The following is a 9,030-nucleotide window of genomic DNA, read 5'->3' on the forward strand; positions in this document are numbered from 1 at the left end:
TAGTTAGGAGACTTCGGCGATGGCAAACGCAAATATAAAGCAGCTTGCCCAGATGCCACAATACCATATTTTGCTTGAGAATCTACTCGTACAGAAGGTGCAGTAATACCCGCAGCTTTAGCTACTGCATTCTGACGGTCTTGGTCGCCGTGAGAACTTTCCACACTTTCCACAAACCGGAGATTAGTAGTATCACCCGCTTTTACAACATGAATAGGAGTCAATTCACCTCCTGCTATTGGCATCATTGCTGCTCCTTCACCCCGCACCGCTACATATAGCATCCCTGGTTGATTATTTTCTACTGGCATCGCCGGGCAAGCTAGCACCCCTACTTTAACTTCTCCTGCTTCCACCAATGCCAAAGCTACTGCATATTGGTCTTGACGTAAGAACCCTTTTGTGCCATCAATGGGGTCTAAAGTCCAATAACGAGGTCCGACTTTACCGTTACCTTGGTTAATCCACTGTACTACCTGTTCTGGAGTAGCATCTGCTATCTGTTCTTTTACATAATTTGTTACTTTTGTCAAATTTTCTGCCATCTCTGGACTTTGTAATTCAGTGGCATCTTCTTCTCCTACCACTGGATCGTCTGGAAAGGTCTCACCCAAGGCTTTGCAAATCAACGCTTGAGCGCCATAGTCAGCAACAGTTACAGGACTTTTATCACCTTTTTCCATTGCAGGCGGAATGTTTCCACGAACTTGTTCGCAGAGTTTAGCTGCTGCTAGGGCAGCTTCAATTGCTATTTGTTTTTCGCGTTCGTAAGCCATGAGTAGTTTTAAATTAATTACTATTTATAGCATATAGCACCTTCTTGAAAACTAGACAAAGCTAGCTAGACATCTGCCATCGGTGACTGCAAATGATTCATTACTCACCCGTTTCAATGTGTACTTGCTGTGAAAGTTGATGTTCCGCCCACAAACTATGGGTTAGGATTCCCTCAAGGGCTTTCCTCCACTGAAAAAGTTGAGTCCTCCGGATACGATGTAGTTTAATAAAACTAGCAACTCGTCGCCAATGACTCCAATCATGTTTGTTGACATCCTCTGGTCTCAACAAACACTGTGGTATTTTTTCTGATAACTTTAACGCTCTACGGCCAATTACTAAAGCAGCAGCAGTGCCACTATTGAGGCCATATTTAGCCATATAATTAATCATTCCTATCACACTGGTAAAAGCCGGATTAACTTTAATTAATTCCACTCCAAATCTTCTACAACGTGACTCTAAAGTTTCTCTAAATATTGCTGTAGATAAGTTAGAAAGCATCTCATTGTAAACTTTACTTTCCTCACTCATCTTGGCTTTTTTCTTACTAAAGTCTAGAGACTCAATGGCAATAGCACATTCAAAAAATTCTGCTAAGAAAACAATTTGAGAAACAATATTTCTCATGGATGCTTGTCGTTGTCCTGTAGTTTGATTCTTCCACTTATACGGGATTTCTTCTAAATATTCAATATTTCCATCCCACTTCACATAAGTAACTGAAATTGAATCAGCATTAAAGTCAATACCAAGACAACCATTTTTTCTTGTATGAACTACTGGTATTTCTGGTACATAAGTTGAAAGATGTATATACCAATTATCCTGTTTATGTTCTCTACGAAAAATAGAAATTGTAATTGGTTTGAAATTATTGATGGCATAATCTAAATCTGTTGCTCTTAATCTGCCATTCCTATCTGAAACACTAAATTCTAACTGTATTTTCTGACCATATTTACCTTGTAATGGTCTAGGTAGTTGAATTTGTAGTTGATACAATCCTTCCTCTTGTTGTAATGGGAAAACTTTGAGCATAGTTCCACCCCCAGGCTGAGATTTTCCTATACATAAAAACCTGCCTGACCGTTTTTTTCTCCAATCAACACTCCATTCCTGTCTGGTTTTATATCCATTTTCTGCTAAATTGTATTGAGCGTTAAATAATTTCTTAGAACCAAAACAAATATGTAAACGTTCTGTATTTTTTAATTGCTTTAATTTTCGTTTCAGGCACTTTATTTTCTGAATTTTACTCTTTAAACCTAGTAATTGATGAAAAAATTTATTTCGAGCTTGTATATGTGGAAAACCTTTTTTTGTTGCTAATTTTAATGTTTTTTCTAGTTTAATGATGAGTTTTTTTGTCGCAGTTGTTTTAGCTTGGATTTGTAACTCTAATTTAGAATAATGGTTTTTTTTAGCTGTTTTTAATTGGTTTAAACATGTTCGTGCTTCAGTGGCAATTGAATCAGCCCATGCCCATTGAATGTTAAACTTTTTCATCAGACGTTTTTCTACCGAGGATTCTGATAATTTATCAGTTTGCATCCAGTTGACAGCAGACCGTTTCCAGGATTCATATAATGCTCCGAGCTCTTCAAATACAGGATGATATTCAATTTTGGCTTCTATCCCTGTTAAGGAACCGTGAGATTTGGCCATGACTTACATTGAATTACTTTACTCTTAGGTTAGCAGAGCTTGTCTAAGGGTGTCAATCATATTTGTGATAGCTTTGACCTTTTCTCAAGTTTCGTGTCAGGATCTATATTTTTCTGCTAATTTGCTATTGTATCACATCCAGCGACATTTTGTAGATGTTTGTCTAGGATAGTCTATATTTTTTGGGGGCTTGCAAACAACAGTGTTTGAATATTTAGAACTTGGTTTAGTGCCCAAAACTATATAGCAGAAGGAAGAAGGAAGGGGGAAAAGAATTGATAATTTCTGTGCGATAATTGATTTTATTTTTTATTATTGGAGATGTCTATTATTTATGATGCACAATTTCATTCCACCAGAAAGATTTTTTCCCTATCTCACTTGGCAAGATATTGAAACAATGCCAAATAAGGAAAATGTAGTAATTATTCAACCAGTGGGTTCCATCGAACAACACGGTTTTCATTTACCTATAATTGTTGATTCGGCGATCGCTACTTATGTAACAGGTAAAGCACTAGCTAAACTCGACTCTAATATTCCTGCATACGCCTTGCCAACTCAATATTACGGTAAATCTAACGAGCATTGGCATTTTCCGGGTACTATTACTCTCACCGCCCAGACTTTGATGGCAGTTTTAACAGAAATGGCTGAAAGTATCTATCGCTCTGGGTTCCGCAAATTAGTATTTTTGAACGCTCACGGCGGACAACCACAAGTTATCGAAATTGTGGCGCGAGACTTGCACCAGAAATATGAGGATTTTTTGCTATTTCCGCTTTTTGCTTGGCGTGTACCTCTCCCTAACGAAGAGTTATTTACGCCAAAGGAAATGGAGTTGGGAATTCATGCAGGAGATGGGGAAACCAGTATTATGTTGTCGATTTTGCCAGATACGGTAAAAATGGATCAGGCAGTAACAGAATATCCTCAAGATTTACCTGAAGACAGTATGTTAAGTATGGAGGGAAAGTTGCCTTTCGCTTGGTTAACCCAGGAGTTAAGTTGTAGTGGGGTGTTGGGTGATGCCAAGGTAGCGACAAAAGAAAAAGGCGATCGCCTGATTGAAGCTTTGACTGATAGTTGGGTGCAGGTTATTCAGGACGTTTATAAATTTCTGCAGCCAAAACAAAAGTCTAACTCTCAATCGTAATTGGTAGTTGTATCATGTCCGGTTTAATACTTAAACGATCGAGGAATTAAAGCAATCATGGTATAATTGGCGAGCATTTATTTATTGGTTAAAAATTCCCAGAAAGCTTACTATCCAACCCGATATGATTGCTATGGATATCAATATGAGACTAATCAAAAAACTCCTTTTACGAGTTCTCACTGTTTTAATAATAATTATCCTTACTCAGTCTGCCGTCATTAGCATTAGCCCAGATAATAACCCACTTAGGCCACCTGAAACTAATAGTCCCCGTACTACTATGTCAGGATTTATGAAGAATATGAATGAGGCTTATACACTGATTATCGAAGCTAAAGAGCAGTCAGAAAAAGAGGAGGGATTATGGTATTCTCAGGCAGTGAAGAAAAAAGTTGATCGAGCACAGTTAGCTCTAAACCGGGCGATCGATGCCTTAAATCTTGCAGATATTCCCCCAATTAATCGTCAAGATTTTGGTACAGAATCTGCATTAATGCTTAAGGAGATATTTGACCGCCTTGAATTACCCAAAGTCAATATGATTCCTGGTAGAGAAGATGTTGTATCTAAATCCCTAAAGCGCTGGGAAGTTCCAGGAAGTGATATTGCAATTCAGTTAGTCGAGGAAGGTTTCAATGTCAATGAATTTCTCTTCACGCCTGAAACAGTTAAGCGTATCAAAAAATTTTATGAATTGATCGAAAAATATCCCTACTATGAATCGAATTCCTGGAAAACATCTCCTGGATTCTACAGATTCTATATCACTACACCTGGCTATCTCCTACCTCCCAAGTGGAGTAGATGGTTACTAACGCCAAAAAATACTGTGCTGCTTTACGGCCAGGCCCTCTGGCAATGGCTTGGTCTGGCTATAATCACCTTCGTAGTATTCGCTATCGTTTTTGGTGCCAGATTTTTACTCAAACGATATATTAAGAATGCTAATCCCCACAAAAAAGTATGGTTGGGATTATTCATACCAGCCTTAACATTATGGATGACTAACTTTTGGGAATTTACGATCAATAAATACATTAATATTACAGGCGCACTCCTCAATAATATACTGACATTATCAACTATTGTGGAAGGTGGTGTTTTGGCTTGGTTTGCTTTTATGGTATTCGATGCCATTGGTTGGACTATTATCTCCAATATGCCTGAAGAAAATACATCCCTTGAAGCAATACTCGTCCGCAATGGAGTTCGCTTGCTTGGAGTTTTGGCAGGACTCACAATTTTTTACATTACTAGCAAAGAAATTGGCATAGCTGTTGGACCAATAATAGCTAGCTTTGGAATTAGCAGTATTGCTATTGGGTTGGGAGTTAAACCATATATAGAAAATGTAATAGGTGGTTTAACCTTATTTTTGAACCGCCCAATCAGGATTGGCGATTTTTGCGAATTCGGTGGTGTCATGGGTACAGTAGAAGATATTGGTTTGCGGTCAACATTGATTCGGACATCAGATCGCAAGCTGATTTATGTCCCGAATACAGTAGTCTCCACATCGAAAATTGTCAATGATAGTCAGCGTGACAAATATTCTTTTGAGCGCACACTTTCATTGAGCTATGATAGTGCCTACGAAGAGTTAGGACAAACCATGGAAAACCTGCGAAGGATGCTCGTTCAACATCCAAAACTTTCCGAAGAACGTATTAGTCTTAGCAGTTTGAGTAATCAGGCAATTGATGTTGATATCTTCGTATATATCCTAACTAGAGATTTAGATGAATCTCTCTCGATCCAAGAAGAAATACTGCTCAACATTAGCAAAACTCTCGATCTCACAGGGGCAAAGATAGTTGCACTTACTGTATCAAACACAATATAATCTTCTAATACAAGTACTATTGATAATAGTTCTAGCTTTGGTATAGAGATGTAGTATTATGTCCGGTTGAATACTTATTATTTAAGATAGTAGGGGAACTGTGGAGTAGGGGAGTAGAAAAAATAGACATATTTACTGTTTAAGCAAGAGGATAAGTTTTTTCATCACTAATTATCAGGACATGATATAATACCAATTTGATAACTGTTTTCTACAAATAGTTAGGCTATTTCTTCGGAGTCAGGATTCAGGATGAATAAAGGATTTGAATAGTATGAATTTTTAAATTTGGGAACGGGGAGCGGGAACGGGCGGGAACGGGAACGGGCAAGATACCCATTCCACAAAACTATTAACCTAAATTCCGCATTTATGAACGCACAATATTTCCTTCCTCCTTCTTCCTTACCTTTTTTTCTGCAAAATTTCTTTCTTCCTTCTTTCCTCTTCCCTCTTCCTTCTTCCTTCCTATAGCAACGATAAAACAATTTCAGCTAACTTTTGTGCCGCTCCCGGTTGACCTCTAACGCTTCTGAGACGATCGCGCATTTCTGCTAATTTTTCTGGATGACTCAAAAAATCTAATACCAACTCTGCTACTGTTTCCGGTGTCAGTTTCCCTACCAACTCTGGCACAATTTCCTGTTTTGCCCAAATATTCGGCCAAGCAAACAGTTGTCCCTTGCGCAACACTAACCAATTAATTCCGGCAGCAAAAGCAGCTCCTACCCCAGGCAAATTTGCTAACAACCCAGGTAAACCATCCCAAGCTCTCATAATATCTAGTTGTTGGGTGGGTAATAATACAATCATCGGTATTGCTAAAGAACCCAACTCAGCAGTATTAGCACCAACTGTGGTCAAGCAAAGACGACATTGGGAAAGTATATCGTAAGCAGGAGTATGCGTTATCAATTCCACCTCTAAACCTGTAGGTGTGACTAATTTAGGATTTTCTATCTCGGGGTTTGGAGGAATTAATAATTTAGCCTCAACACCACCCATTTTTTGAACTGCCGGATTTTTTTGAGAGTCGGCAAAACTGGCTAAAGTAGATAATTCTAGAGTAGGAGCAACTGGAATAATAAATCTCGTTTGTGGGCGTACTTTGTGGAGATGTTGAGCGATCGCTAAAGTTAAAGGTACGCCTAAAGATAATTTAGTAGATTTAGAACCAGGCAATAACCCAATATACTCAACAACATTTTCCTCTGTTGTTTGTAAATCTAAATTACTGCTTACCCTTTTAAGGGGGTCAAAAAGAAATTTCTGCATTTCAAGCCTCCCTATTGCAGAGGTACTGATAACTGTTAACGCAGTTCCTCCGGAGGAGGCTAACTGATAACTGATAACTGAATTGACTTCTGCCATCAAATCTCCCACTACTGTAAATTTATCAGCATATTTTGATGGTACTTCAGCAGCAACTTCTGGTTTCATTACGCCAAATTTATCTATCCAGCGCCACCATCTAGCATCCCATTCAGCATAAATAACAGTACGATAACCAAGACGTTTTCCCACCGCAACAGTAAAAAATTGGTCGCCTCCCAAAAATAAAACTATTCCCTGGGGATACCAATGCCAATTTTCCGCCGTTTTTCCCCGAAGCAAAAACCGCCAAAAATATTCTGCCGGTTGTACTCGGTCTATTTCTGGATAGGAAAGAGCGATCGCTGCTTCTTTTCCGGTAGCATGGGGACAAGGTGAAAGAAGGATAGAAATTCGGATATCAGTATTTGCCTGTTGTCGTAACTGTTGTACAACAGGTCGCACCCAAGTAACTAATTCTCCGGGGCCATTTGAGAGGATGACAATATCAATTTTTTTCATAGGGAATACTAAAGCCGTTTTTGATGTTTAATTAGCAGTTTTTTAACAACTTTACTCCAAAAGCGACTCATAAAACACCTCTTCTAAGGAATACAATGACAATATTCAATTAATTTACTCGGTTGTTGTATATTTCGGGAAATTTATCCTTTCCTTTTACCATATTCCACGTTCAGCTGGGTAAGTCCTGACTATTATAAAGCTTCTATGAAAACCAGATGTAGTAATTTAGGATAAATTTTTGACATATTCGGTATAAAATTCCATAATAACTAGCATTCAGCATCTAAATATACTGACTAGAAAACAAAATTATAGGAGAAGTTTAAATGACACAATTAATTGATACGGTTAAAACTGGGGATATTTCTCAAGTCGAAACTTTGCTGAGTGAAGGTACAGAGATCGATGCTAAAGACTCGGAGGGTTCCACTCCCTTAATTGCTGCTGTGGAAGCTGGCCATATAGAGATAGTTAAAAAATTATTGGCTGCTGGTGCTGATGTCAACAATAGTGATAATGATGGTTGGGTGCCTTTGATGGGTGCTGCTGGTAGTGGCGATCGGGAAATTTTAGAACTATTGTTGGATGCTGGCGCTGATGTCAATGCTAATACTAATTTTGGCTTGACTGCGCTGATGACTGCTGCTGGTAGTGGTCATACTGTTGCCGTGCAAACTTTGTTAGACCGAGGAGCAGATATCAAGGCTAAAGATAATAATAAATGGACGGCTTTAGTATGGGCAAGTTCAGAAGGTCATAAAGAGCTTGTGGAATTGCTCAAGCAGGCACGCGATCGCAATAATTAGTTATTTTGGGGAGCAGGGATGTTGCAGACAATATCTCTACAGGGTTATTATTTTTTGGAGTAAATAAAAAGCTGTCAACTTTTACAGCAAATTCCAAGTATATGAAGTACAGATATTAATAATTAAATCTTATCAGTGCGAGCATCTTGCTCGCGTTTGAGAAAGGCTATATGCTTACCTTTCAGCGGTTCCTCCTTTACTAAGGGGGGTTAGGGGGGATCTAAAACTGTATCTCACCAATTTGAGAAACGCTATATGCTTACTTTTCAATTAAAAAAAATATGCTCCATGCAACAATTCAAGCGCCGACAAATTCCTATTTTCTGTCTGATTTTTTTACCAGCTTTATTCATGGGAATTTGCATCCTCAAATATAGCGTAAATTTTCCTTTTTCTGACCAATGGCCTCTAGCAGTAATGTTTGAGAAAATCTATGCTGGAAATTTATCTTTTAGCGATTTATTTGCTCAATTCCATGAAAGTAGAAAATTTTTTCCCAGGCTAATTTTTATCGGTTTAGCTTTTTTGACTAATTGGGATGTCAGATATGAAATGTTGGCGATATTTCTGTTGACTTGTGTTGTTTTTTTCAATATTTATTGTTTAAATAGGTTGACTGTTAGGGCGAGTCTTGTTACTCAACTTTTGCTTTTGGCAATTTCTAATTTACTAATTTTTTCTCCTGCTCAATATGAAAATTGGCTTTGGGGAATTCAAATTGTGGTTTATATCCCCATTGCTTGTTTGACTGGTTGTTTGGTTATTGCCCAGAAAAAACTGGGTTTAAGAACTAAGTTTATAATTTGTTTTTGTCTCTGTACGGTTAGCACTTTTTCTTATGCTAATGGAATGTTGAATTGGGTATTAGTTTTTCCAGCATTGGCTATTTTAGCTTCTGGAAAATTTGAGGAAGTTTTTACTAAGAATATTTGGATAATTAT

General features: G+C 38.0%; 6 protein-coding genes and 1 pseudogene. 4 read left to right on the plus strand and 3 right to left on the minus strand.

Going from position 1 to position 9,030, the window contains the following annotated elements:
- Window positions 1-776 (minus strand): inositol monophosphatase family protein (locus tag AC3DU7_RS10490; RefSeq protein WP_488039296.1); only part of this gene is annotated, 776 nt, incomplete at its 3' end.
- A gap of 100 nt (window positions 777-876) precedes the next feature.
- Window positions 877-2,445: an IS200/IS605 family accessory protein TnpB-related protein gene (locus tag AC3DU7_RS10495; RefSeq protein ID WP_488039297.1), complete on the minus strand. Its 1,569-nt coding sequence runs from the start codon at window positions 2,443-2,445 to the stop codon at window positions 877-879.
- 337 nt (window positions 2,446-2,782) lie between these two features.
- Here AC3DU7_RS10495 and AC3DU7_RS10500 point away from each other — a divergent pair, with 337 nt between their 5' ends.
- Both AC3DU7_RS10500 and AC3DU7_RS10505 read left to right on the plus strand, forming a co-directional pair.
- The gene (locus AC3DU7_RS10500) at window positions 2,783-3,601 is read left to right on the plus strand and encodes a creatininase family protein (RefSeq protein ID WP_488039305.1); all 819 of its coding nucleotides are present in this window, start codon (window positions 2,783-2,785) and stop codon (window positions 3,599-3,601) included.
- Between the two features lie 145 nt (window positions 3,602-3,746).
- Window positions 3,747-5,447 (plus strand): mechanosensitive ion channel family protein, encoded by a 1,701-nt coding sequence (locus AC3DU7_RS10505; RefSeq protein WP_488039298.1) that lies wholly within the window; start codon window positions 3,747-3,749, stop codon window positions 5,445-5,447.
- Between the two features lie 468 nt (window positions 5,448-5,915).
- On the opposite strand, the gene AC3DU7_RS10510 is transcribed toward AC3DU7_RS10505, so the two are convergent.
- Window positions 5,916-7,280: a glycosyltransferase family protein gene (locus tag AC3DU7_RS10510; RefSeq protein WP_488039299.1), complete on the minus strand. Its 1,365-nt coding sequence runs from the start codon at window positions 7,278-7,280 to the stop codon at window positions 5,916-5,918.
- A 329-nt stretch (window positions 7,281-7,609) separates the two neighbouring features.
- On the opposite strand from AC3DU7_RS10510, the gene AC3DU7_RS10515 reads away from it, so the two are divergent.
- Both AC3DU7_RS10515 and AC3DU7_RS10520 read left to right on the plus strand, forming a co-directional pair.
- Window positions 7,610-8,089, plus strand: coding sequence for an ankyrin repeat domain-containing protein (locus AC3DU7_RS10515; protein WP_488039300.1), 480 nt, complete (start codon window positions 7,610-7,612; stop codon window positions 8,087-8,089).
- 288 nt (window positions 8,090-8,377) lie between these two features.
- A pseudogene (locus AC3DU7_RS10520) lies at window positions 8,378-9,030 on the plus strand (hypothetical protein); the annotation flags it as partial.

The sequence above is a fragment of the Okeania sp. genome (genome assembly GCF_983059655.1).

Bases quoted from the DNA above. Each gene is read 5' to 3' on its own strand.
- AC3DU7_RS10495 (WP_488039297.1), bottom strand. From the start codon at position 2,445: ATGGCCAAATCTCACGGTTCCTTAACAGGGATAGAAGCCAAAATTGAA.
- AC3DU7_RS10510 (WP_488039299.1), bottom strand. From the start codon at position 7,280: ATGAAAAAAATTGATATTGTCATCCTCTCAAATGGCCCCGGAGAATTA.
- AC3DU7_RS10515 (WP_488039300.1), top strand. From the start codon at position 7,610: ATGACACAATTAATTGATACGGTTAAAACTGGGGATATTTCTCAAGTC.
- AC3DU7_RS10505 (WP_488039298.1), top strand. From the start codon at position 3,747: ATGAGACTAATCAAAAAACTCCTTTTACGAGTTCTCACTGTTTTAATA.
- AC3DU7_RS10500 (WP_488039305.1), top strand. From the start codon at position 2,783: ATGCACAATTTCATTCCACCAGAAAGATTTTTTCCCTATCTCACTTGG.